At 44.0% G+C, this 22,169-nt stretch carries 18 protein-coding genes; 7 read left to right on the top strand and 11 right to left on the bottom strand.

Annotated features, from left to right (window positions below; genetic code table 11):
- Positions 1–60: 60 nt before the first annotated feature.
- Positions 61–591, bottom strand: a complete 531-nt coding sequence (hpt, locus tag EV690_RS14850) for a hypoxanthine phosphoribosyltransferase (RefSeq protein ID WP_131913951.1) — start codon at positions 589–591, stop codon at positions 61–63.
- 304 nt (positions 592–895) lie between these two features.
- Here hpt and EV690_RS14845 point away from each other — a divergent pair, with 304 nt between their 5' ends.
- Positions 896–1,519: a TetR/AcrR family transcriptional regulator gene (locus tag EV690_RS14845; RefSeq protein ID WP_224054983.1), complete on the top strand. Its 624-nt coding sequence runs from the start codon at positions 896–898 to the stop codon at positions 1,517–1,519.
- A gap of 71 nt (positions 1,520–1,590) precedes the next feature.
- Here the strand turns inward: EV690_RS14845 and mpl are convergent, their stop codons facing one another.
- Positions 1,591–2,946 (bottom strand): UDP-N-acetylmuramate:L-alanyl-gamma-D-glutamyl-meso-diaminopimelate ligase, encoded by a 1,356-nt coding sequence (gene mpl, locus EV690_RS14840; RefSeq protein ID WP_131913801.1) that lies wholly within the window; start codon positions 2,944–2,946, stop codon positions 1,591–1,593.
- Between the two features lie 93 nt (positions 2,947–3,039).
- Here mpl and ppa point away from each other — a divergent pair, with 93 nt between their 5' ends.
- Together ppa and EV690_RS14830 are read left to right on the top strand one after the other, a co-directional pair.
- A complete protein-coding gene (ppa, locus tag EV690_RS14835; RefSeq protein WP_131913800.1) occupies positions 3,040–3,570 on the top strand; it encodes an inorganic diphosphatase in 531 nt (176 codons plus the stop codon).
- Positions 3,571–3,980: 410 nt separating this feature from the next.
- Entirely contained in the window at positions 3,981–4,796 is an 816-nt protein-coding gene (locus EV690_RS14830) for a TIGR03899 family protein (protein WP_131913799.1), read from the top strand.
- Here the strand turns inward: EV690_RS14830 and cobA are convergent.
- Entirely contained in the window at positions 4,735–5,673 is a 939-nt protein-coding gene (cobA, locus tag EV690_RS14825) for a uroporphyrinogen-III C-methyltransferase (protein WP_131913798.1), read from the bottom strand. The two genes, EV690_RS14830 and cobA, sit on opposite strands and share 62 nt — an antisense overlap.
- Before the next feature lie 134 nt (positions 5,674–5,807).
- Complete coding sequence (locus tag EV690_RS14820) at positions 5,808–6,776, bottom strand: 2-hydroxyacid dehydrogenase (RefSeq protein WP_131913797.1); 969 nt, start codon at positions 6,774–6,776, stop codon at positions 5,808–5,810.
- A 544-nt stretch (positions 6,777–7,320) separates the two neighbouring features.
- On the opposite strand from EV690_RS14820, the gene EV690_RS14815 reads away from it, so the two are divergent.
- Positions 7,321–8,550 (top strand): MFS transporter, encoded by a 1,230-nt coding sequence (locus tag EV690_RS14815; protein ID WP_131913796.1) that lies wholly within the window; start codon positions 7,321–7,323, stop codon positions 8,548–8,550.
- Between the two features lie 202 nt (positions 8,551–8,752).
- Here EV690_RS14815 and EV690_RS14810 read toward each other — a convergent pair whose 3' ends face one another.
- The 7 genes from EV690_RS14810 to EV690_RS14780 form a co-directional block, all read right to left on the bottom strand.
- Positions 8,753–9,763, bottom strand: a complete 1,011-nt coding sequence (locus EV690_RS14810; RefSeq protein ID WP_224054982.1) for an ABC transporter ATP-binding protein — start codon at positions 9,761–9,763, stop codon at positions 8,753–8,755.
- Complete coding sequence (locus EV690_RS14805) at positions 9,760–11,442, bottom strand: ABC transporter permease (RefSeq protein ID WP_131913795.1); 1,683 nt, start codon at positions 11,440–11,442, stop codon at positions 9,760–9,762. The genes EV690_RS14810 and EV690_RS14805 overlap by 4 nt, the downstream gene beginning before the upstream one ends.
- Complete coding sequence (locus EV690_RS14800; RefSeq protein WP_224054981.1) at positions 11,442–12,410, bottom strand: ABC transporter substrate-binding protein; 969 nt, start codon at positions 12,408–12,410, stop codon at positions 11,442–11,444. Before EV690_RS14800 ends, EV690_RS14805 begins: the two co-directional genes overlap by 1 nt.
- Positions 12,411–12,624: 214 nt before the next feature.
- The gene (locus tag EV690_RS14795; protein WP_131913793.1) at positions 12,625–13,386 is read right to left on the bottom strand and encodes a phosphoadenylyl-sulfate reductase; all 762 of its coding nucleotides are present in this window, start codon (positions 13,384–13,386) and stop codon (positions 12,625–12,627) included.
- Positions 13,379–15,061, bottom strand: coding sequence for an assimilatory sulfite reductase (NADPH) hemoprotein subunit (cysI, locus tag EV690_RS14790; RefSeq protein ID WP_131913792.1), 1,683 nt, complete (start codon positions 15,059–15,061; stop codon positions 13,379–13,381). Before cysI ends, EV690_RS14795 begins: the two co-directional genes overlap by 8 nt.
- The gene (locus tag EV690_RS14785) at positions 15,061–16,845 is read right to left on the bottom strand and encodes an assimilatory sulfite reductase (NADPH) flavoprotein subunit (RefSeq protein WP_131913791.1); all 1,785 of its coding nucleotides are present in this window, start codon (positions 16,843–16,845) and stop codon (positions 15,061–15,063) included. The genes cysI and EV690_RS14785 overlap by 1 nt, the downstream gene beginning before the upstream one ends.
- Positions 16,846–17,172: 327 nt before the next feature.
- The gene (locus EV690_RS14780; RefSeq protein ID WP_131913790.1) at positions 17,173–17,868 is read right to left on the bottom strand and encodes a TIGR04219 family outer membrane beta-barrel protein; all 696 of its coding nucleotides are present in this window, start codon (positions 17,866–17,868) and stop codon (positions 17,173–17,175) included.
- Between the two features lie 288 nt (positions 17,869–18,156).
- Between EV690_RS14780 and EV690_RS14775 the strand changes: the two genes are divergently transcribed.
- The 3 genes from EV690_RS14775 to EV690_RS14765 are packed head-to-tail and all read left to right on the top strand — an operon-like array spanning position 18,157 to position 22,034.
- The gene (locus EV690_RS14775; protein ID WP_131913789.1) at positions 18,157–18,861 is read left to right on the top strand and encodes an enoyl-CoA hydratase/isomerase family protein; all 705 of its coding nucleotides are present in this window, start codon (positions 18,157–18,159) and stop codon (positions 18,859–18,861) included.
- 3 nt (positions 18,862–18,864) lie between these two features.
- Complete coding sequence (locus tag EV690_RS14770; RefSeq protein WP_131913788.1) at positions 18,865–20,667, top strand: ATP-binding protein; 1,803 nt, start codon at positions 18,865–18,867, stop codon at positions 20,665–20,667.
- A gap of 20 nt (positions 20,668–20,687) precedes the next feature.
- Entirely contained in the window at positions 20,688–22,034 is a 1,347-nt protein-coding gene (locus EV690_RS14765) for a sigma-54-dependent transcriptional regulator (RefSeq protein ID WP_131913787.1), read from the top strand.
- The last annotated feature ends 135 nt before the right edge of the window (positions 22,035–22,169 follow it).

Genomic DNA, 22,169 nt, shown 5'->3' with positions numbered 1-22,169 from the left:
ATTTGAGTTTTCATAAAAATGGAGAAGGACAACTGATGAATCGATTCTTGCAACGGGCTGTTATTCGGGAATCACTTTGCCAATATAAGGTAAATTACGATAACGCTGTGCGTAATCAATACCGTAACCAATCACAAACTCATCAGGGATAGAAAAACCAACCCAGTCAACAGGAACCTCGACCTCTCGCCGTGATGGTTTATCAAGTAATGTACAGATAGCAAGACTATTCGGGTTGCGCAGCAATAACATCTCTCGCACTTTACTTAAAGTATTGCCTGTATCGATAATATCTTCAACAATCACCAAATCTGCACCGCTGATATCTTCATCAAGATCTTTCAGAACTCGAACATCTCGGGTGGACTGCATTGAATTTCCATAGCTGGACACATTCATAAAATCTAGAATGACTGGACGGTTAATCTGACGACAGAGATCAGCAAGAAATAAACAAGAGCCCCGCAGCAAGCCAATTAAAATCAAGGGGCGCTCAGGATCAGCATAACGCTCATTGATCTGTTCACCGATCACATGCACCTGTTCGGCAATTTGTTTTTCTGTAATTAAAAGCTCTATAGAATGCTTCATCATATAAATGATATCCATTATAAAAAAGTGAATATTTTACTCTATTTTTTGAACAATTAGCGAATCCGTCCATGAATTGCTGAATTATATCTGAGTGTTCAGTCGGTTATGTAATTTTGTGTAATTTGGGCATTTCATTCTGTTATTTTTGTAATGAATAATCTATCATTAACCCAATTTGAGAAGATTATTGCTAGTGTTGCCGACATAATGGTATACACACTATGTAATTCTTCCAAATTTTCTAAAAACAGGCCTTGAGCCAATTATAAATAAATTTAAAGTAACTAAACGAGTAACGATTATGGATACCACAAACAATAACGACGTACGTCGTCGTACACGTCTGTCTCCAGAAGCCCGCAGAAAACAGCTGATGGAATGTGCAACCAAAGTTTTCTCCAAACGCGGTATTGGTCGTGCTGGCCATGCAGAAATTGCCGAACTGGCCAACGTTTCTGTCGCTACCGTGTTCAATTATTTTAACACTCGCGAAGATCTCGTCGATGATGTCTTAGCCGAAGTAGAAAAACGCATTCTAGCATTAGTGAATAGTACTTTCAGCCAAGATAAAACACCGTTGCAGAGCATTCACGATTATGTTGAAGAATTAGTAGATACCACCTTCAACGAACCGGATGTTGTTCACATCTGGCTAGAGTGGAGCTCCTCTGTTCGTGAGGATGTATGGCCTCGTTTTACTAAAATTCAGAGCCGTATTAACGAAATCATCGGTCAGTCTCTGCAAAAAGGGTTCGAAAAAGACGAACTCACGAGTGCCATGAATGCAGACAATGCAGCTCAAGCCTTGACCGCCTCTTTCTATCTGTCAGTACAAATGGTTAATCGTCCTGACCAACCTTCTCGCGAAGTGGTCATCGATTTCATCAATGATTATGTGACGTCTTTACTGCGTCCATTATGTTAATTTGAGCCGATAGCTACTATATAAAAACAGCGCCCAATCTGAGGCGCTGTTTTTATATCTCGGATAAACACTTACTTGTCTGTTTGCAATGCGCTAAGGAGCTTTTCCCGAAGTCCAGCAAAGCCACCATTACTCATCAGTACAATGTGTTGGCCATCTTGCCGGTGAGCTAATAAATCCGCAACCACCAATTCAATATCACTGTAACAGCGAGCACTCTTATCATTGGCAAATAGTCCAGCAACATCCCAATGTGCATCACCACTGTAGATAATTTTCTGATCCGCTTCTTTTAAACTACTGAGTAAGCTCTTTTGATGAACCCCTAGCTTCATCGTATTTGAGCGAGGCTCTAAAACAGCGATGATCGGTGTATCTGCACCGAGATTTGCCCGCATTGCCTGCAAGGTGGTTTCAATAGCGCTGGGGTGATGGGCAAAATCATCATAAATGGTAACCCCATTCAGTTCAGCTAGCTTTTCTAGACGCCGCTTGGGTGGAATAAAATCACTCAAACAGGCAATGGCATCTGCAGGACGAATCCCAACGTGGCGAGCGGCAATAATAGCCATTAAAGCATTTCTCGCATTGTGTATGCCGATCAATTGCCAATGTACCTTTGCTTGCAACTGCCCTTGAAAAATTACTTGGAACTGCTGCCAATCATCAACACATTTTTCGATCTGCCAATCGGAATCAATACCAGTACGAACAAGTTCACTCCAACATCCCATCGCTAAAACTCGATTCAGCGCTTGGCTATCTCCCGGTGCAATAATTTGACCATTTCCCGCAATAATGCGAACTAGATGGTGAAATTGCCGCTCTATCGCAGCTAAATCAGGGAAAATATCCGCATGATCATATTCGAGATTATTTAAGATTGCCGTACGAGGACTGTAGTGCACAAATTTAGAACGTTTATCAAAAAAAGCACTGTCATACTCATCTGCTTCAACCACAAAAAAAGGCGTGTTTCCCAATCGTGCGGTCTGAGCAAAATTGGGCGCTACGCCTCCGATTAAAAAGCCTGGTTCAAGGCCATTGGCTTGTAATATCCAAGCTAAAATACTGGCAGTTGTCGTTTTACCATGCGTGCCTGCGACCGCTAAAACCCAACGTCCACCTAAAATATGATCATGTAGCCATTGAGGACCACTGGTATAGGCAATCCCTTGATTCAAAACAGCTTCAACACAAGGATTGCCCCGACTTAAAGCATTACCAATGAGCACTAAATCGGGTTGACATGCAAGTTGCTCAGGATCATAGCCCTCAATTAACTTGATACCGAGCTCATGGAGCTGAGTACTCATCGGTGGATAAACATTTTGATCACTGCCACTAACCCGATGTCCGGACTCAATAGCAAGTTTGGCGATTCCTCCCATGAATGTGCCACAAATCCCCAAAATATGAATATGCATTGTATTATTGCTCGCCTCATTCGACTGGTGATTATTACTAAGGTCGTTATAATAAGCTCACTTATACACTACATTTATCTGTAAGGAAAACTCATGAGCCTGAACGATGTTCCTGCTGGCAAAAGCCTGCCGGATGATATCAATGTTATCATTGAAATCCCTGCCAATGCTTCTCCGATTAAATATGAAGTTGATAAAGCGAGCGGTGCCGTTTTTGTTGACCGGTTTATGACAGCTCCCATGTTCTACCCTGCTAACTACGGTTATATCAACCATACCCTGTCGTTAGATGGCGACCCTGTTGACGTTTTAGTTCCGACTCCCTATCCATTGCAAACAGGTGTCGTTGTTCGTGCTCGTCCAATCGGCGTTTTAAAAATGACTGACGAATCTGGTGAAGATGCCAAAATTATTGCGGTCCCAGTGAGCAAACTGAGCAAAGAATATGATCATATTCAGGATATCGATGATCTGCCAGAATTGTTGAAAAACCAGATCCAACATTTCTTCGAAAATTACAAAACCTTAGAAGCAGGAAAATGGGTTAAAGTAGAAGGGTGGGATAACAAAGCAGCTGCTGAAGCTGAAATTACCTCATCATATGAACGTGCCCAGAAAAAATAATTTTTTAGGTAGACAAAAGGCCTCTGATTTTGAGGCCTTTTATACAGGACTAAAACAACATCGCTAACATGACTAATAATGCAAAGTAAGCCCCTAGCAAACATACTGTCTTTGCATATTTTGATACCCATCTGATGTACATCAAAACAGATAATTCCTCAAACAAACATAATTTGTTAACTTTGATACAACATAATTTAACATATCCGCATCAATTTACAATCAAGTAAGTCATTCGACACATTCAGCAGCAGCTCTTCTGCTATGCATTTATTTATCTATTTTTAATAATTAGATTAAAGTTAAATCAATTTAAGCCGTTATATAACAGTAGAGCGAGAATTCATCTTGCTATTTACTTAACGCTTTGTGTTTTACCCATCATGACCGAAGGAACATGCTGAAACGCCATGAGCGAGACGACGATCAAAACCGATTCATCGGTCACCTCTGCAAAACAACACACTTTGCAATTGGCGAAGCGCCACGGCTTACACACGCTTATTGAAGATCCGTCGCCTGAAAGTAGTTATATCCAGCGAGCACTGGCTCGGGAGCGCTTAGAAAAAGCCAGAGTGCAAAAAAATTTAGAACAGATCATGGCTCGAGCCGAACGAATTTGTGGTGATGAAGCAGGCAGCCGAATTGATCCTGACTGGTTCAGTGCTTATTTGGATTTGGCCAAAACCAGCCAAACTCCGGCGATGCAACGACTCTGGGCACAAATTTTATCGATGGAAGTGGTGACTCCTGGGCATTTCTCGATTAAAGCGTTAAGAACTCTTACTCAAATGACCCAACGTGAGGCGAAATGGTTTCAGCGAGCAGTGCAATTGGCCAGTCGTATGGGTGGCGAACAAAGCCATAAATTGTTAATTGGGGCAATTCGCCTTCCCGGGCGATTTGCCATTCATCGTCAGCGTGTCAGACGGTTATCTTTGGGGCGCTATCGCCTAGCCTATAATCAAATTATGCAACTGGCTGAACTAGGACTAATTTACGACCGAGAATTAGAAAGCAGCTTTGCCGCTCAATTTGACTTAAGTTTTGAGCAAGGAGGGAAGATGTGGCTATTGCGTCCTCGTTACCGCCAGTGCAAACTTTTATATTACCGCATGACCCCCATTGGGGATGAACTTGCACAACTGATTGAACCAACCCCAATTACTCATTATCAAGATGATTTAACGCAGATGCTGCAAGATTTTTTTGATCTGCAAAATTAAACCACGACAGTTCCTCACTCAGCTTAACAACCTCACCAATGACCAATAAAGCTGGCGATGCAGCTTGTTCGGCCAATCGAGACAGCTGTGATAAATGACCACAGAGCACTCTTTGATTGTGCCGTGAGCCATTTTCAATCACCGCCACTGGCATCCGCTCACTCATTCCGTGTTCTTTTAAACTTTGCTGAATTTGTGATGCAGCAAGTCGCCCCATATATACCACCAATGTATGATTGGAAGCGACCAATGATGCCCAATCGGGTGACTTGCCATCTTTTTTGCAATGTCCCGTTACAAAGGTTACTGCTTGCGAGTAATCACGATGCGTCAGAGGAATACCAGCATACGTTGTACAACCTGATGCCGCCGTAATCCCTGGAACGACTCGGAACTTAACACCACTTCGAGCCAGCTGTTCAAGCTCTTCACCACCGCGACCAAAGATAAAACTATCACCACCTTTTAGGCGTACGACGCGAAGACCAGCAGCTGAACGCTCAATCAGGATCTCATTAATCCGAGACTGCGGAACACTATGATAAGATGCAGCCTTACCCACACAAATTCGCTGGCAATCGCTATGAATCAGATTCAGTATCTCACTGCTAACTAAACGATCATAAACCACAACATCTGCCTCATTGAGCATCTGCAATGCAGCTAGCGTCAGCAGTTCCGGCGCACCGGGACCAGCCCCAACCAAGGCGACTTCCCCTTCTTTTAGTGGCTCGGCAACCCCCAAAATGTGGACATCACGTGTCTTTGCTCGATCAGCCAAAAACAAGTTGATACTTTGCCTCAACCAATTCATTGGGCGGCGGGAGTAACGACGAGGCGTCGTATCAGCTTTAAGAAACAGTGAAAATAAAGCCATAGTTTATCTACTAATAAAAGAATCTGCCTAGCACTATACCGAGCGATACCACAATGGCTAAAGAACCATTATCTATCGTATAGATGATTATGATCTAAAAATGAGATTTTTATGGCAATCTATGTCAATCGTCCCTATAGAGACCAAGCCGATGGATTCACACAATGGTGAACATTTTTATGCACGAGTGCATCAACCAAACTATTCACCGCTAACTCAGCCATTGCTTCACGGGTTTGGGTAGTCGCAGAGCCAATGTGGGGAAGCGCAACGACCTGTGGCATCGAGAGTAATTTGGAATCAGGGTCAATGGGTTCTTGATGAAAAACATCCAATCCTGCAGCAGCAATTTTTCCTCCCTCCAGAGCGTCGATTAAAGCCTGCTCATCAACCACATCCCCGCGAGATGCATTAATGAAAACCGCCGAAGGTTTCATCTTTTCAAACTGCTGCGTGCCAATCAAATGATAAGTTTGTTCCGTAAGTGGCGTGAGCATCACAATAAAATCAGCACGCGCAAACAGCTCATCCAACGCGACTAATTGAGCGGCAAACTGCTCTTGGGCGATTTCTTTGGGATGACGATTATGATAAAGCACCGGCATGCCAAAGCCTAAATGAGCCCGTCGGGCAACAGCCATCCCAATCCGCCCCATGCCAACAATCCCAATCGTTTTATGGTGAACATCGCGACCAAAATACTGATCAGACAAACTGCGATGCCACTGACCAGAGCGCACCCAAGTCGCAAGCTCTACCACTCTTCGGGCACTGGATAGCATCAATGCAAATACCGTATCAGCGACGGTTTCATCGAGCACACCCGGCGTATGCGTTAAAATCACCTGACGATTTGTTAACGCATCAATATCATAGCTGTCATAACCAACAGACACCGTTGACGCAGCTTTAAGTTTAGGTAACTTCGCCAATTGCTCTTCGCCTAGGGTAAAACCACCAGAGGCTAAAACACCTTGAATTTCTTGGCATTTTTCTTCAGATAGTTCATCAATATGATTCACATAAAGCACATTGAAATACTGTTCGAGAACTTGCTTATGTGTATCGGAAATCTTGGCAAAAACGGCAACCGTGGATTTCATAACTCCCCCTGAAATGGCAAAAATAGTGTGATTAGATAAACACTTAAGGCTTAAAACACCCCGCTAGACTAGCCGTAACACCAACAAGCGACGCAGTTCTATAAGAGCATATCATTTGCAAGCGCAGATGGGAGCTAAAAAAGAAACTTAGATACGACTTTATGATGACATCTATCGCTTGCGATAAAGGCCAAGATGACGCCAATCACACGGTTTAAACGAGAACAAAGGCAACTTATTTCATAATTCCCACAGGACAATCCCCTAAATATTGTCCCACCACATCCATTTATGCACTTATATGTCATTTTTATGGATATTTAAGCTATCAAGACTCAAATCCGTGATGTTGCTAAAAGAATACAACTTTTAAACATTGTATATATATACCTCATAACAAATAAACAAACTTTGTAACAAACCACTCAGGGTATTTTCGCTTCGACTTTAGACCGTTGTTTAACACTAAAGTGGCCTCGTCGTAAAAAAATGCCAACTATTCAAATACAACAAGCCCCGCGGGCTTTCTCTAGAGGAAGACCTTATGTTCAATTGGACTTCAACTCAGCGCAACGTTGCTTTTGCCGGCGTTGCAAGCTGGACGTTAGATGCCTTTGATTTTTTTATTCTAGTCTTTGTTTTAAGTGACATTGCAAATAATTTTCACACCTCCATTACAAAAGTGTCAGTGGCCATTTTGCTGACTTTAGCAGTCAGGCCCATTGGCGCTTTAATTTTTGGTCGCCTAGCTGAGAAGTATGGCCGACGCCCCATTCTGATGAGCAATATTATTTTCTTTTCAGCCTTCGAATTACTTTCAGCTTGGTCTCCAAACTTGATGATTTTCATGGTGTTCAGAGTGTGCTATGGCATCGCTATGGGCGGCATTTGGGGGGTTGCGTCAGCATTGGTCATGGAAACTATCCCAGATCGATCCAGAGGCGTGATGTCTGGAATATTCCAGGCAGGTTATCCAGCTGGATATCTGATCGCTTCAATTATTTTCGGACTGTTTTATGCGACAGTCGGTTGGCGAGGCATGTTTGTCATCGGTGCAATCCCTATTCTGTTACTGCCATTTGTCTACTTTAAAGTTCCCGAGTCTCCAACCTGGTTAAATAATCAACATCGTAAAGAAAAAGTAGCACTATGGCCAATTATTCGTCAAAACTGGAAAGTCTGCGTGTTTATGGTAGTCCTGATGACGTGCTTCAACTTCTTTAGTCATGGGACTCAAGATATGTACCCAACTTTTCTGAAGGTACAGCAACATTTCTCAGTTCATACGATTAGTATTATTGCTATCAGTTATAATATTGCAGCAATTTTGGGTGGGATCTTTTTCGGTTCGATTTCTGAAAAAATTGGTCGTAAAAAAGCCATTGCGATTGCCGCCTTGCTCTCTTTACCAGTGCTACCGTTATGGGCATTTTCAAGTGGCTCTATAGCAGTAGGCATCGGAGCATTTCTGATGCAATTTATGGTTCAAGGTGCTTGGGGTATCGTTCCTGCCTATTTGAATGAATTAGTGCCTGAAGGTGTGCGAGCAGTTTTACCAAGCTTTGTCTATCAGACGGGGAATTTATTAGCTTCGGTCAACGCTACCGCGCAAGCGTATATTGCCTCTACTCATGGTGGCGATTATGGTTTAGCAATGGCAGTTGTCGCAGGAACAGTGGCTATTTTGATTGCCTTGTTGGCTTATTTTGTCGGCCCAGAAACCCGCGGAATAATCATATCAGGGGCAGTATCCAAAAAAGAAAGTGTGATCTGATGATATCGCATCATTGCAATGCCGGATGTTTTGACTGGCATGACAATTTATAAAAAGAAAATAGCCCGTCTCTTCGGGCTGTTTTCTTTTGGAACCATCGAGCTATATCTCGCATAACTCTGGGCAAGGAAGTTCAGTCCCCCATACAGGTGACCACCGCAGTTTCCCCTAAGCCACTAATCAGCATGAACGGAGCACCAGATTATGTCATTCGCGAAGTCGGATAAGGATTTAATGATTTTAGCGCATGCCAGTTTACTGCAAGGCTAATCAGCTGATGAGCTTTAAGTGGCTGATCATGATAAAAACGCAAACGTATGCCCGCTAACATAGCTTGAATCTCATACTGGTCAGCTAAGAAATTCGAAGTGACAACTTCCGCCTTAATTGAACCAGCTGGATCAAGCGCTAGTGCTCGGCGAGGAACCAACCAAAGAGTCGCATCATCCCGCTCAAGCAGGCTACCTGGGACAATATTGCCGCAATCTAAAAAGCTAGCAATCCACTCATCATCAGGATGACGAAATAAATTTTCAGGGGAATCAAATCGATGAATTTGCCCATCTTTTAACAACGCTATTTTATCGGATAATAACTGTGCTTCACGGCGGTCATGCGTGACATACAGGCATGTTAACCCCAAAGAACTGGCTAACATTTTAATCTGCTGTCCCAACTCATCGCGTAAGTTTGCATCCAGATTAGATAACGGCTCATCAAATAAAATACATTGCCGCTCAGCAGCCAGTGCCCTGGCGATCGAAACCCGCTGTTTTTGCCCTCCAGAAAGTTGTGCCGGGCGATAATCGCTATAGGTATCCAGTTGCACATAATTCAGTGCCCGACGGACTTTTTCGCCAATTTGCGCCCGGCTATACTGACCCGAGATTTTAAGTGCAAAAGCAATGTTGTCATAAACACTCATATGTGGCCAGAGTCCATAATCTTGGAAAACAAACCCAAGTTTTCTGCGCTGGGATGGCAAAAAAATTCCCTGCGACGTATTCATAAATTGTGTATGAGATGTCGCAATGCATCCCGAATCCGCTCTTTCAAGACCGGCAATAATACGTAGTAAAGTCGTTTTGCCACATCCAGATGGGCCAAGCAGCGTGACAAACTGCCCTTTCTGGACATCCAGATTAATGTTTTTAAGTACCGATTGATTGGCAAAACTCTTGCTAAGCTGTTCTATCTTAATAGATTCGATCATGACGAAACCTTTTTCTGCAGCCACTGCCCAAGACTGATCAGTGCGCCACAAAGAACAATGGTGATCAGGCTCATCGCCATGCCGATATTCACTGAACCCTGATCGAACTGATTAAATACGTAGGTTGCCACCGTTTCAACCCCAGGAGGGGCTAGCATTAACGAAGCCACCAGCTCACGAGTTGTAATCGCAAAAACAATCACTCCTGACGCGAAAGTAACGGACGAGAGTGACGGCAATAAAATTTTCCATAACACCTGCCAATCGTTAGCCCCATGAATAAATCCAGCTTCATCCAGACTCTCCGGATAACGCCGCAAAGCAGCAGTTAACATTCGCATCGGATAGGGCAACATTAGACACAGATAAGCCAATAATAAAATAGCTAGAGAGTTATAGGGGCTCCAGTGCCAAAACGGCTGATTCCAAGTGAGGATGAGTCCCACTGCAACGGCCATACCCGGAATAGCATTGGGTAAAACCGTCAACAGCTCTAAAATACTAACCCCTTTAGGGCGAAGACGAATCAATGTATAGCTTGCCACCAGCGCAATCAAACTACATAAAACTGCGGCGGCCAACGCGAGTGATAGACTAGTGATCAACGCTCGGAGCGCATCGCTCACCCCCGAAAATAACTGTATAAACGCCCCGAAGCTTAGGTTATTCCAATGCAATCCTCCTGATTGCGTCTTCATCAATGCCGAAAGCGTAATGGCTAACAGAGGTAACCCCACACTCACCCCGATCCAAAACCCAAAGAAGGTAAGCTTACTGAACTGATGTGAACCATGGCCGACCGCTGGGTTAGCTATTTGACTGCCATCTAAATGCGCGCTGTAACGAGCGTTCAGCAACCGATAACACTGATAAGCAATCACTGCCAGAGCAATTAACAACAACGATAAAATAGCCGCACCATTCAAATCGATAGGCCAGTCCGACAACTTATTGTGGATCGCGGTCACCATCACTTCAAAACCAAACCGCCGGCCAATAATATCTGGGGTACCAAACTCTTCAATCGATAAGACAAAGATCATCAATGCACTGGCAATGAGCGCTGGCATAATCAGCGGCAACCGAATTTTGTAAAACCGTTGCCATGTATTTGCGCCATAGATCAGAGCCGCTTCCATATAGCCCCGCCCCGTTGCTGCTAGCGCAGTATTGGCGCTAGCATAGGTCAGGGGGAAAAGATGTAACCCCATAACCAGACTCAATCCGACCGGTGAAAAAAGTAGCTGATGGAAATTAAAACCAAACCACTGCTCAATAAAACCATGTGACTGACCAAGTATGATCCACGCCATAGCACCAATATAGGGAGGTATCAAAAGCGGAACCATGAGCAACATATCAACCATTCGCCCTAATCCAGCACTCAGACTCTGACGAACTATCGCCAGTGGCAAAGCAATCACCAATGTCCAAACGATCACACCACAAGCTAGGATCACCGAGTTAATCGTTGCTCTAACAAGAGTGCTGGAGTGAAATTGCGCACTAAACTGACTAAAAGGAGCCGCAAAGCTCCCTTCATTTAAATGCGGAAAAATAGCGTATAAAACAATGGCGATCACTGGCAATGCGACAACCACCAGCAGTACCAATAACGAACCATACAGCATCACATAGCGCAGGCCCTGATCGCGAATTTGACTCGGTGCCACTTGCATCAATCACGCATAATTTGAGCAAACTTGTTTTTCGTTTTAACTGCATCTTTAGCCGCATTAGCTAAATCAAAATGCAGAAACTTAATGTCGTTATAACCAGGACGCAGTGCTTTCACATCGGTACGTGCAGGTAAGATGAACTGCTTAGCAACCAGTTGTTGGCCCTGTTTGGAGAGCACATAATCAACAAACTCTTTAGCAAGTTTAGCGTGTCGGGTTGACTTCATAATCATGATCGGACGCGGCGCGAGCACCGTTCCTTCTTTGGGATAAACCACATTAACATGCTCACCTTTTGCTTTTGCCCCTAACACCACATAATCAACCGCGCCAAATACGACCGAACGACTCCCCTGCAATACCGGAGCTAAAGCCGCTTTATTAGCGCCAGGAATGATGATGTGATTGGCTTTAAGTTGCTTAAACAGTGTCCAAGCTTTATTACCTTCATCCGCGACCAGACCTTCGACTAAAGTTAGCGCACTGCCTGATGCAGCAGGATCGGGCATCGTCACTTGTCCGGCATAAGCAGGCCGAGTCAAATCTTGCCAGCTGTGTGGCACAGGAACCTTGCTATCTGTGTTATAGGCAATTGAAAGCACAGCTGCTCCTTGAGCGACATAGCCAGGGCCTTGCAGACGTTTTGGCACATGTTGCGCATTAGGTGAGTGGTAAGGGAGTAAATCACCCGATTGGCTAAGGCTCAGCGCATGTCCCCAAGAAGATGAGATCATTACATCCACATGGGGATTGTTTTTCTCCGCCATATAGCGGGCCATAATTTTACCTGCCGTGGCCTGGTACAGATTAACTTGAGCGCCAGTTTTAGCTTCAAATCCTTTAATTAATTCAGCAGAAAGCTTTTTCGGCCCAGCGGAGTACACCGTTAATGTCTGTGCACAAATACCAGCAGAGACCAGGCTTAAACCCAAGAAAACCAATGCACTACAACTTTTTTTTAAAAACACTGAAAGCCACCTTTTGTCCATAAAAAGAATAAACAGTAAGCTTCCAGTTAAGCGAGGAAATATGAACTAAGAATGACTAAAAAGTGACAAAATGATGACACGCCCCATAAACCTGGAACCGCGCACCTTGGATCAAAAATAACGATGAGAGAAGTTATGCAAAATTATAAAGAAAAGCTTGGGGAGACTTCCCAAGCCAGAAATAGAAATACCGTTAAATACCACTGCCATGGTGTTCTTCATGGATACCACATTCACGTTTCAAGCCAAAAAAGCGGGTGTCCTCTTCACTCATTCCTGGCTCGAGCGGCCGAGAAGTATGCCAATCACCAACAGAAACATAACCTTTTTCCCATAACGGATGATAGCTAAGATCATGTTTTTTCAGATATTGATACACCTGTCGATTCGTCCAGTTGATAATAGGAAGAACTTTAAAGCGCTCATTTTGCACTTGCAGCACCGGTAGATGAGCTCGGCTTTGCGATTGTTCACGACGTAATCCAGAGAACCAAGTGTGGATATTGAGTTCATGAAATGCTCGTTCAATCGGCTCTACTTTATTCATTTGATTATACCGAGTTAAGCCGTCTATCCCCTGCTCCCACAGTTTGCCATAGCGAACTTCCTGCCAAGCGGGCGTCATGGGGTTCGTATAAACTTGTAAATTTAAATTCAGTTTTTCAGTGAGTTGGTCAATAAACTGATAAGTTTCATCAAACAAATACCCGGTATCAATCAGCACGACTGGAATATTAGGGCGAATTTGCGTCACCATATGTAGCAACACAGCCGCCTGAATACCAAAACTAGAAGAGAGCGCATGATTCTCTGGCAAGTTTTCAATTGCCCAACGAATCCGCTGCTCGCTTGATAAATTTTCTAATTCATCGTTTTGTGCAGCGAGCCAACTTTGCTGCTCTTTTTTGTTGAGTTGTGGCCATTGGCTGGCCACATCATTTAGTGTCTCAAGCATGAAATTCACTCCCCTGATAGACAGGTGCGATAATCCCGGCACGAACCACATAATCACCAAAGGCTTCCTCGTTTTCGCGCTCTTTTGCATAACGCGCAAACAAGCCATCTAATTCGGTCAGAATTTGTTGTTCATCGATGTTTTCGCGATAGAGTTTGTTCAGGCGAGTCCCCACAGGACTAGCACCTAAATAAAGGTTGTAATGTCCAGGACCTTTGCCGACAAACCCAATTTCAGCGGCAAATGGACGAGCACAGCCATTTGGACAACCCGTCATGCGCATCACAATGGGTTGGTTGGCGAGCCCATGGTTTGCCAAAAGCGCATCCACTTTAGTAATCAGTTGGGGAATATAGCGCTCACTTTCGGCCATCGCTAAACCACAAGTTGGTAACGCTACACACGCAATCGATAATTTGCGTAACCAAGTTAAATCCTCTCGAATCAGACCATATTGACTGGCTAGCTGCTCAATTTTCGCTTTATCCTGTTCATGGACATTCGCAACCACAATATTCTGGTTAGCCGTCATCCGTAGATCGCCCTGATGAATTTTGGCTATCTCACGAAGGCCCGTCATCAGTTGCCCCTGCTCAGTATCGGCAATCCGTCCGTTAGGGAGATAACAAGTCAAATGCCAACGGCCATCATACCCCTGTTGCCAACCAAACCGATCACCACGAGTCGTCCACGTCACCTCAACAGCAGGTGCAAAACTCACCCCAGAGTGTTTCTCAACTTCTGCTTTAAATTTCTCAAGACCCATATCATCGATGGTATATTTAAGGCGCGCATGTTTCCGGTTTTCTCGATCCCCATTATCTCGCTGAATAATGAAAATAGCTTCTGCGATCGCTTGGGCTTGTTCAGGACGAATAAACCCAAGTACATCCCCCAGACGCGGATAAGTTTTAGTATCGCCATGCGTCGTTCCCATACCACCGCCGGCAGCCACGTTATAACCGACAATTTCTCCATCTTGGAGAATGGCGATAAAACCTAAGTCGTTGGTAAACACATCCACATCGTTATGTGGCGGAACAGCTACTGCAATTTTAAATTTACGCGGCAGATATGTTGGCCCATATAAAGGCTCGACATCCGGTTTATTCAATGGTTCTTCATCTAAAAAGATCTCAGCATAAGCACGACTTTGAGGCATAAAATGCTCAGATAAGCTCTTGGCAAATTCATACACCTTTTGATGAACCTGTGATTCAACCGGGTTAGGGTTACACATCACATTTCGGTTCACGTCACCGCAGGCGGCAATCGAGTCAAGCAGACGCTGATGCAGCTTCTGAATCACCACTTTCAAATGACGCTTTAAAATACCGTGAAACTGGAATGTCTGACGCGTTGTTAAACGAATATTACCGCGGGTCAGATGCTGAGCAATTTCATCAATAATCAACCACTGCTCGGGCGTACAGACCCCGCCCGGCACTCGGGCGCGCAACATAAAACTATACAGTGGCTCAAGCTTCTGAGATTTGCGCTCATTGCGCAGATCACGGTCATCTTGTTGATAGAAACCATGAAATTTAGTCAATTGGGTATCATCTTCAGCAATTGCCCCTGTGAGCGGATCATTGATCCCCTCTTCAATCGTGCCACGCAGAAAGTGACTGCGAGCTTTAATTGTTTCATTTGCTGATACTTTGCTATCACTCATCAGTAAACATCCTTCTGGTAACGTTTGTCACAGCGGAGTGATTTGAGCCAATCTTCTGCTTCTTTTTGGCTCATTTGCCCCTGCTCGCTTGCGATACTTAATAATGTTTGTTCGACATCTTTGGCCATGCGTGTTGAATCGCCACAGATATATAGGTGTGCCCCTCGATTCGCTAACCAGTCATACACCTCTTTTGAACGTTCTCGCAGGCGGTCCTGAACATAAACTTTATTCGCCTGATCCCGCGAGAAAGCTAAATCAATGCGACTGAGTAATCCTGATTTCACGTAACCTTGAATTTCGCTTTGATAGAGGAAATCTTCGGTAAAATGGGGATTGCCAAAAAATAGCCAGTTATCACCACTGCTACCTTCTGCATCCCGCTGCTGCAAGAAAGCACGAAACGGCGCAATACCAGTGCCCGGGCCAATCATAATCACTGGAGTTGAGTGATCTCGCGGCAGTTTAAAGTTGTGATTCGCTTCCACGAAGATCTTCACACTTTGACCTTCACGAAGACGAGATAGAAATCCAGAGCAGCCCCCAAAACGCTCAGCTTCACCTTGCTTGAAACTGACCACAGCAACGCACAAATGAACTTCGTCTTCTACTTCAGCCTGACTCGAAGCAATGGAGTACATCCGTGGCGTGAGGCGGCGCAACGCACCAAGCAGTTCATCTGCAGAGACTGAAGCCGGATACTCACTAACAACATCGATAATCTGATGGGTCGCGGCATACTCGCGTAATAACGGTTTTTGCGCTTTCAACTGTTGAAGTTCATCGGCACCACTTCGATCGGCCCAAAATTCAACAAATCCAGGCGGAGTCTGGGTCAGTTCGTAAAATTGCGTCAAAGCCGTTCTTAATGTAACCGATTGCTCATCAATGATGACCGATTGCTCAGCATCAAGCGAAAGAACACCTAAAAGGTCCTCGACCAGTGCCATATCATTTTCAAACCAAACGCCCAGTGCATCGCCGCTTTGATAAGTCATTCCAACACCATCGAGATCAAATTCAATATGTCGAATATCTTTTAGCGAATGACGGCCAGTAATTTTCTGATTAGTTAATACGGTAGCAGTGGCTGGATGAGCGCGATCATATTTAGTCTCTACCCGCGGATTTGAAAGCTCATCTGAATTTGCCGCTGAAAGTTCGCTCGATTGTGCTTTAAGGATTTCTAACAACGACTGCTGCCATTGGCTAGCCGGTTGTTCATAATCCAGATCACAATCCACACGAGGTAATAGCGGCTGAGCACCAAGCGCTTGCAGTCGCTCGTCAAAATCTACACCACATTTACAGAAATGCTCGTAGCTACTATCACCCAAAGAGAGAACAGCATAGTGAAGATTTGGAATTTTCGGAGCCTTTTTCGAGACCAAAAAGTCGTGAAACTCCATGGCATCATCTGGTGGTTCGCCTTCTCCATTGGTGCTGGCAACTATCACCAGAAATCGTTCTTTTTTGAGCGACTTGGACTTGTAATCAACAATATTTTGTAACTGCACAGGCACATTGTGTTGTTGTGCTTTGTCAAATAACTGCTCGGCAACAGCTTTAGCATTCCCTGTTTGCGAAGCATATAAAATCGTGACATATGTGCCACTCGCCGCCGTCACAGTCGGCGCGGTTTGCTCAGACGCATTTTTAGCATACAAATAACCACTAACCCAAGCCTGCTGCAGCGGACTTAGATCACCGAGCACTTGCTCCAGCGCTTTAAGCTGTTCGCTACTTAAAGGACAGCTTAAAGCGTTGAGATCCTGTAAAGACATAGCTGATTCCTAATTTTAAACATCTAATTATCAATGATTATCACTCAGTTAAGTCGATACCCACACAACCGAATAAGAACACTACGATTAACGATGTGTAACAATCACTGATCAACTAACCAGCTCAGCCCAAGTTAGCTAGTCTGTCTTATTATGAGTTGACTTCGACTGAGAATGGACAGTCTACCGGAGAGCGATTCGTGAACAGAAAGAATAAATAGGGATGCTTTATAACAGTATGGAATATTACATTAAGAATATATAAATAAAAAAAGCCGGATCATAACTCATCCGACTCTTATCAACTATCAACGGTGCAATGAAACCTTAAAAGTGTAAACCAATACCCATAAACCAACCCTGTGCAGTTTGTTTCAGATCCATACCACCAGCATCATCTAAATCCATATTTAAGACACGATAACCGGCGCGTAATTGTAGATCAGTCACCACCATGGGCAATACATCGTAAGAAATCCCAATTTCTGTATCAGCCACATGATCACCATCAAAGTGCATCAATGAAGTGTTGCCAAAAATCTGTACGCCAGTCATCGGCAAATTGACGTTACCCGCAAGATAAATTGTAGGAATCGTTTTAGTGTAATCTTTAGAAGAACCGACGCCACGAATTGTCCCTTTAAAATGTTTGATATTCAGACCATAGTCCAGACCAAACGCTGGGTTATCAAATAACTGATAATAAAAAACGCCATCATACATCTGTTGATCGCTGGTGATATGGGTCCCACCAGAGCTGCCATCGGTATCAAGATCCTGATAACGTAACATTACATTCGGAATTAATGGGATCGGGTGCTCGAACGAAACATAGAGCCCTGGACGAATGTTAGTATCGTAATCAGGATGATAGGTTGTCCCATCTTTTTTCACTGATTCACCATTGTGAGAGGTATTCCAGAAATCAACCCCAGCCTTTAAACCTAGCGTATCCGCCTGAGCGACAGTTGAACCAAACACCCCAGCCAAGGCAAGAATGGTCAACGCTGCAAATTTTTTCATAATTATTAGTCCGATTAGTCGTTATTTTAAGCAATTAAACACTTCGTAAGTGTAACCGAAAAATCTATGATTGCCGACTTTCTCTATCGACTAATATTTTCCGAGCTTGAGCACAAATCCCGAAAAAATAAAGTAAATAACTCGACAAAGATCGCTTTTCTAAGTGTTTTTCATCCCAAATATTCATGATTTTGTCAAACTAGTACTTGAGTCTCAGTCAGGTTTGAATGAGGTAATGTTGATATCCTATCACTAGCCAGGGACAAACCGGTTCGCTAGGAGGTGTTTATGATTCAGTCTCAATTAGTTAACCATATTTTAACAGTCACATTAGACCGCCCTGAAAAGGACAACTGCTTTACCTGCTCAATGTTTCGATTAATGCGCGATAGGCTTAAAGAAGCAGCCAATGATAGTAATATTCGTGTCATTGTGATTGATTCACAAGGGGAACATTTTAGCCTCGGCGAAGACCTCCAAGATTTAGCAGCGTCAGAACTAGATTATCGTCATCCTGCTCTGACGTTTATGCGCGAATTTGCTATTTTCCCTAAACCAATCATTGCCAATGTCCACGGCAATGCATTTGGCTTTGGAATGGCATTGCTCTTGCATTGCGATCTGATTGTGGCTGACGTAAATAGTCGTTTTCAACTCCCATTTATTCGTCGGGAACTGATGCCATTATTTGCGAGTAGCTCTTTATTGCCGCAGCGTTTAGGCCCGCAGCGCGCAGCGGCGCTACTGTTGCTCTGTGAACAGTTTAGCGCTGAACAAGCCTGCCAGTGGGGGCTAATCAATCAGGTTTGCCATCGCCAGGAACGCGATTTACTCGTTGAAAAATGGAGTAATCAACTGGCCCAGTTACCTGAATTATTAGTTCGCCAAACCAAACAATTATTGTCTAATGCCACCAACATCAACGATACTGTATTAAAAGATGAATGGCATTTATTTCAGGAAAACCTCAACATTCCACAACTACAGGATTAGTATTTGGGGAAAAGCAAAAAACAATTTGAGCTACTCACACTCATTCGATTTGGCTCTTATTTAGCATTATGGTTATTGGTGATGCTCGCTGTCGCACTGACAACGAGCCACCAAAAACGCCAGCAACACCAGATCGAGCTCACCGCCGAGCTCAATCGTATGGAACAAAATATTGTTCAAGAGCTAGCACGCTTCACTCATTTGCCACGCCTCGGTGCTGCCCACCCTAAACTGCAACAAATTGAAAATGTAATCCCTCATTCCAAGCGCTCGATTGAACTGTCAAAACTACTAAAAAAACTCAATCGACTGCAGGGCAGTGACGTGACTTACTTGTTAAATCGCAAAGCACAGACCATTGCCTCAAGTAATTATGAGCAAAAAGATTCATTTGTAGGTGATAACTACGCTTATCGTCCTTACTTTCAGCAAGCAATACGCGGTGAAGATGGTCATTATATTGCATTAGGTTCTCGTTCAGGTAAGCGCGGCTACTATTTCTCAGCACCGGTTTACCACGCTGGACAAATCGTGGGCGTATTAGTGTTAAAGGTTCGCCTGAGTATTATTGGTTCCAGTTGGCAATACACCAATGCCGACTATCTGGTCTGTGATGAAAATGGCGTGATTTTTTATGCCTCTCGTAAATACTGGCTCTATCATAGTTTAAAGACACTCCCAAAAGACGTTCAAGCGAAGCTCCTTGCTTCTCGCCAATATGGAAAAAATCACATCAGCGCCATCGCCAGCGGAAAGAGTTCCCCAAACACCCTCGAGTTATATGATGCCCATGGCCAACTACAACGTTTTCAAAGCGTGAGCCAACAACTTGAGCAGCCTAAATGGAAACTTTATGCCTTATTGGCAAATCAATTTCCGTGGCAAGCGGTGTTAAGAGCCGAACTAGCGACCTTTTTCATTGGGTTGCTAGTGATGTTAATCCTACATTACTGGCAGAATTTACGTGACCGACGCTTATTACTAGCTAAACTTAACCAGCAATTGGAACAAAAAGTTGCCCAACGAACCCGTCAGCTGACAAATAGTAACAACCAGCTAAAACAGGCACTATTACGCTACCAACAAACTTCGCAGACACTGAAACAAACCGAAGCTGAACTTAAGCAGGCCGCCAAACTAGCGATGCTTGGCGAACTATCGGCTGGGCTCAACCATGAGCTAAATCAACCACTCACCGCCATCCTAACCTATGCGCAAAACTCGCAAAAATTACTGACACGAAACCAACTGGCACTGGTCGATGACAATCTGTCACAAATCGTTCGAGCAGCAGGTCTCATGCGCGATATTATCGCTCGCTTTAAAATTTTTGCCCGTAAAAGTGAACCGGTTACCCAGTTAACGGCGGTCAAAGAAGTCATTAAGGCAGCCGTAACCCTCTTGCATAACCGCTTTTTACGTATAGGTGTATTACCTCAGCTTGAATTAGATGATCCTCTTTGGGTTAATGTAGATCCAGTGCAACTTGAACAGGTATTGATTAATCTGCTTAACAATGCGATTGATGCTTTAAGTAGCGAATATGCGCCGCAAATTGGCATTCAAAGCTATCAGAAAGATGATACGGTCTATATTAAAGTATGGGATAACGGCTGCGGCTTGCAGGATGAACAGTTAGACGCGCTATTTGATCCATTCTACACCACCAAAAAACAAGGGCTGGGATTGGGAACCACCATTTCTCAACGTATTATTGAAGGGTTTAATGGCAAACTTAGTGCTCACCAACATCCCAACGGAGGCGCTTGTTTTGTCATCCAATTACCAGTCGCCAGTGATCGTTAATATCAATAAGGAGAGACAAAATGAGTATACCGGTGATGTTAATAGATGATGATCCGGATATTCTACGCTCGTTAGGCCAGACACTAATGATTGAAGATTTCCCCTGCCAGAGCTTTTCAAGTGCTGTAACCGCCTTAAAAAATCTCGATAGCGACTGGCCGGGGGTTATTATTACAGATATCAATATGCCACAAATGGATGGTCTAACCTTTATGCATCGTGCTTTAGCTATTGATGCTGACTTACCGATCATCTTGCTAACTGGTCATGGTGACATCTCAACAGCTGTGCAAGCCATGCGAGATGGAGCCTATGATTTTCTAGAAAAACCATTTTCCAGTGATCATTTGCTGGAAGTTGTCGCCCGCGCGGCAGAAAAACGCCAACTTACCCAAGAAAACCGCTCACTTCGCCAAGAGATCGAAGCACAAAGTAGCCCAGGCCCGCGAATTTTAGGTATATCGGCATCGATGGTCCATCTTCGCAAAATACTCACACAAATTAAGGATATGCCCGCAGATGTTTTGATTCATGGTGAGACAGGCAGCGGCAAAGAACTTATTGCTCGCTTTTTGCATGATCATAGCAACCGCCGTCAGGCTAACTTTGTCGCCATTAACTGCGGTGCTATTCCTGAAACGATGATCGAAAGTGAACTGTTTGGATTTGAAGCTGGAGCATTTACCGGCGCCAATAAAAAACGAATTGGCAAAATTGCTTATGCAGATGGAGGGACTCTCTTTTTAGATGAAATTGAAAGTATGCCGATGCCACTACAAATCAAATTATTGCGAGTTCTCGAAGAACGTAGTGTCGAACCATTAGGCTCGAATCAAACGGTCGCGCTTAATATCCGGATCGTTGCTGCAACAAAATGCGATCTCAAAGCCGCAAGTGATGAAGGTTGGTTCCGCCGCGATCTCTATTATCGGCTCAATGTCGTCACAATTGAAATTCCACCACTTCGCGAACGTCGTGAAGATATCCCACTACTTTGGGAAAATTTTATCAAAGTCGCCTGCTCACGTTATCAACTGGAGCCACCCAGCTTATCCAAAACAGTCTTAACCGAGCTAGCAGGATACGACTGGCCTGGTAACGTGAGAGAGCTGCGCAACCTTGCTGAACGTTTAGTACTGATGGGCGAGGATGCCCTTAAGCAAATTTCATCGGCTGAACAACAAGGTGCTAATTTAAGCCTCAGCGAACAGCTCGCCCGTTTTGAAAAAACATTGCTGCAAGATGCCCTGACTCGTCATCAAGGCAACCTTAAAGCAGTGCAGGAAGATCTCAACATGGGACGCAAAACCCTTTATGAAAAAATGCGTAAATACCAACTGGATAAGCAAGATTTTAAAGATGATTAAATATCAGTGCCCAAATCCCTTTGGCGCGTTAATATAGCGGCCTATTCCTGAGCTTTAGCCAATTTGAGAGACATTCCAAGATCATGCTGGAGTCGGTTCTATTGTGCTAATGTGTGGACAATTTTATGAATGAGG

This window comes from Celerinatantimonas diazotrophica (genome assembly GCF_004339545.1).
Classification (GTDB): Bacteria; Pseudomonadota; Gammaproteobacteria; order Enterobacterales; family Celerinatantimonadaceae; genus Celerinatantimonas; species Celerinatantimonas diazotrophica.
The sequence above is the reverse complement of the archived record's forward strand: the minus strand, read 5'-3'. Positions and strand labels throughout refer to the sequence as shown.

Bases quoted from the DNA above. Each gene is read 5' to 3' on its own strand.
- hpt (WP_131913951.1), bottom strand. From the start codon at position 591: ATGAAGCATTCTATAGAGCTTTTAATTACAGAAAAACAAATTGCCGAA.
- EV690_RS14845 (WP_224054983.1), top strand. From the start codon at position 896: ATGGATACCACAAACAATAACGACGTACGTCGTCGTACACGTCTGTCT.
- mpl (WP_131913801.1), bottom strand. From the start codon at position 2,946: ATGCATATTCATATTTTGGGGATTTGTGGCACATTCATGGGAGGAATC.
- ppa (WP_131913800.1), top strand. From the start codon at position 3,040: ATGAGCCTGAACGATGTTCCTGCTGGCAAAAGCCTGCCGGATGATATC.
- EV690_RS14830 (WP_131913799.1), top strand. From the start codon at position 3,981: ATGAGCGAGACGACGATCAAAACCGATTCATCGGTCACCTCTGCAAAA.
- cobA (WP_131913798.1), bottom strand. From the start codon at position 5,673: ATGGCTTTATTTTCACTGTTTCTTAAAGCTGATACGACGCCTCGTCGT.
- EV690_RS14820 (WP_131913797.1), bottom strand. From the start codon at position 6,776: ATGAAATCCACGGTTGCCGTTTTTGCCAAGATTTCCGATACACATAAG.
- EV690_RS14815 (WP_131913796.1), top strand. From the start codon at position 7,321: ATGTTCAATTGGACTTCAACTCAGCGCAACGTTGCTTTTGCCGGCGTT.
- EV690_RS14810 (WP_224054982.1), bottom strand. From the start codon at position 9,763: ATGATCGAATCTATTAAGATAGAACAGCTTAGCAAGAGTTTTGCCAAT.
- EV690_RS14805 (WP_131913795.1), bottom strand. From the start codon at position 11,442: ATGCAAGTGGCACCGAGTCAAATTCGCGATCAGGGCCTGCGCTATGTG.
- EV690_RS14795 (WP_131913793.1), bottom strand. From the start codon at position 13,386: ATGCTTGAGACACTAAATGATGTGGCCAGCCAATGGCCACAACTCAAC.
- cysI (WP_131913792.1), bottom strand. From the start codon at position 15,061: ATGAGTGATAGCAAAGTATCAGCAAATGAAACAATTAAAGCTCGCAGT.
- EV690_RS14785 (WP_131913791.1), bottom strand. From the start codon at position 16,845: ATGTCTTTACAGGATCTCAACGCTTTAAGCTGTCCTTTAAGTAGCGAA.
- EV690_RS14780 (WP_131913790.1), bottom strand. From the start codon at position 17,868: ATGAAAAAATTTGCAGCGTTGACCATTCTTGCCTTGGCTGGGGTGTTT.
- EV690_RS14775 (WP_131913789.1), top strand. From the start codon at position 18,157: ATGATTCAGTCTCAATTAGTTAACCATATTTTAACAGTCACATTAGAC.
- EV690_RS14765 (WP_131913787.1), top strand. From the start codon at position 20,688: ATGAGTATACCGGTGATGTTAATAGATGATGATCCGGATATTCTACGC.